3 protein-coding genes are annotated in these 2531 nt (G+C 64.8%); 2 read left to right on the top strand and 1 reads right to left on the bottom strand.

Annotated elements, in window-relative coordinates; genetic code table 11:
• Both B2V90_RS13260 and B2V90_RS13255 read left to right on the top strand, forming a co-directional pair.
• On the top strand, nt 1-899 hold an 899-nt coding region (locus B2V90_RS13260; RefSeq protein WP_293921656.1), incomplete at its 5' end, for a phosphotransferase family protein.
• 1 nt (nt 900) lies between these two features.
• Nucleotides 901-1290, top strand: coding sequence for a DUF6285 domain-containing protein (locus B2V90_RS13255; protein ID WP_293921654.1), 390 nt, complete (start codon nt 901-903; stop codon nt 1288-1290).
• A gap of 156 nt (nt 1291-1446) precedes the next feature.
• Here the strand turns inward: B2V90_RS13255 and B2V90_RS13250 are convergent, their stop codons facing one another.
• Complete coding sequence (locus B2V90_RS13250; protein ID WP_293921652.1) at nt 1447-2412, bottom strand: IS5 family transposase; 966 nt, start codon at nt 2410-2412, stop codon at nt 1447-1449.
• Nucleotides 2413-2531 lie beyond the last annotated feature (119 nt).

Genomic DNA, 2531 nt, shown 5'->3' with positions numbered 1-2531 from the left:
CGTCGCGCGAGACCTGGAGTTTCGACGCGGTCGTGAATGGCGCGCGTCACGAGCTGATCCTGCGCCGCGATCCACCGACGATGCGCGCCGACGGCGCGGGTTCCCTGCCACGCGCCACCGAGTTCCATGTGCTGCGCGCGGCGTTCCAGGCGGGCGTGCGCGCACCGGAAGTCCTGTTCGAGCTGGCGGTACAAGACGGGCTTGGAGAGGCCTATGTGATGCGCCGCATCGGCGGCACCGCAATCGCGCGCAAACTGCTGCGTGATATGCCTTACGCCGAAGCGCGCCCCAGGATCGCGGGCCAGCTGGGCGAAATTCTGGCGCATATCCACGCCGTCGATAGTGCGACACTGCCACCGCTCGCGACGCGCCAGGCGGGCGACGGCATCGCGCTGCTACGCCGTCAGCTCGATACGCTCAACTATGCCCAGCCGGTCTTCGAGTTGGCGCTGTCATGGCTCGACCGGCGCAAGCCCACACCGATTGCCGAGCCGGTGCTGGTGCATGGCGACTACCGCACGGGCAACTATCTGGTCGACGAGACCGGCGTGACCGCGATCCTCGACTGGGAAGGCGCGCACCTGGGCGATCCCGTAGAGGACCTCGGATGGGTCTGCATCAAGAGCTGGCGCTTCGGCAGCATCGACAAGCCGGCCGGCGGATTCGGCAGCCGCGAGGAGATGTGGGCAGCCTACGAAAGCGCCGGCGGCGGGAAGGTCGATCCCGCACGCGCGCGCTGGTGGGAGGTCTTCGGCACGGTGCGTTGGGGCATCATCTGCCATACCCAGGCCTACAAGCACCTGTCCGGCGCGCTGAAATCGATGGAGATGGCCTCGATCGGCCGGCGCGCTGTCGAGACGGAGGTCGTTCTGCTGCAGCTCCTGAAGGAGGCCGGCTGACATGGCACAGGATCGCCCCACCGCCCCGGAATTCCTCGCCGCCATCACCGACTTCCTGCGCGAGGAAGCGACACCGGCCCTCGACAAGGCCGATCCGCGGCTGGGCTTCCAGATGCGCGTCGCCGTGAATTCGCTGGCGATCCTCGAACGCGAATGGCGCCTCGGTCCCGAGGCCGATGCGCGCGAGCTGGCCCGCCTGAAGGCACTGCTCGGCCGCGACGGCACACTTGCCGAGCTCAACCGGGAACTTGCCCGTCAGCTGCGCGCCGGCGAGCGCGACGAGCGCGATGCCGCCCTGATGGCGCACCTCGATGCCACCATCGCCGACAAGATCGCCATCGCCCTCGTTGATCGCAGTGTCGATAATAGGGTTCTAGCCGCACCTCATTAGGGAACGTCTGAACAAGACAGACTGAGGTGCAGGATCTGTCTTCGTCGGATTTTCATGTCATTTTCAAGTGGTCGGGGAGCTTGCGACAAGGGAAGCCTCCGGCGTACGGGGTGAGGTATTTCCATTCTATTCGCTGCGGGCCTTCCGCGGACGCAGTTACCCTGTCGCCAGCAATCTTCGGCGGACCATCCAGAGGTTGGAGAGAGCAAACAGCGTGTGCAGCTGCGCGGTGTTCTTGGCCAGCCCGCGGTAGCGCACCTTCTGGTACCCGAACTGCCGCTTGACCACTCGGAACGGATGCTCGACCCGGGCGCGAACCTGCGCCTTGAGTTTTTCGAGCCGCTCCAGGATACGGCCAAGGGCCGAGCCCTTCAGCGCGCGGCGCTTGCCGGCTTTCATCGCCACATGCCACTCGGCTGTGTGCTTGCGGTCCGGCCGCTTCTCGATGCCTGTGTAGCCGGCATCGCCGAAGGCCACGCTCTCGTCGCCGTGCAACAGGTCGTCGGCCTTTGTGATGTCAGCGACGTTGGCCGGCGTGCCGACCACGGTGTGCACCAGCCCACTTTCGGCATCGACGCCGATGTGGGCTTTCATGCCGAAGTACCACTGATTGCCCTTCTTCGTCTGATGCATATCGGGGTCGCGCTCGCCCTTCTCGTTTTTGGTCGAACTCGGCGCCGCAATGATCGTCGCATCGACGATCGTGCCCTGCCGCAGCAGCACACCAGCAGCTTCGAGATGGGCCTTCACCGCATCGAAGATCCGCACCGCCAGGCCGTGACGCTCCAGAAGGTGACGGAAGTTGAGGATCGTCGTCTCGTCTGGCACCGATCCCCGGGCGAGCGAGAGGCCGGCGAACTGCCGCATCGACGCGATCTCGTAGAGTTCTTCCTCCATCGCCGGGTCGCTCAGCGCATACCATTGCTGTAGGCAGTGGATGCGCAGCATCGTCGAAAGCGCGTACGGACGACGACCGAGGCCCGCCTTCGGATAGTGCGGCTCGATCACCGCCTCGAGCTTCTTCCACGGAACCACTCGGCTCATCTCCGCCAGAAAAACCTCGCGCCGAGTGCGCTTGCGCTTCCCCCCGTACTCCGCGTCCGAAAAACTAAGCTGCTTCATCCCCTCGTCCCCGAAAGGTCTTCAATCTAGCAAAATCGACCCGCGCTCGACGACTTGTTCAGAGAATCCCTAGAGCGTTCTTGTCGCTGTAAATCCGTGGCCTGCCCCCAGTAGCGATA

Source organism: Sphingobium sp. UBA5915 (assembly GCF_002431195.1).
Lineage (GTDB): Bacteria > Pseudomonadota > Alphaproteobacteria > Sphingomonadales > Sphingomonadaceae > Sphingobium > Sphingobium soli.
This window is presented reverse-complemented; position numbering and strand designations above follow the sequence as displayed.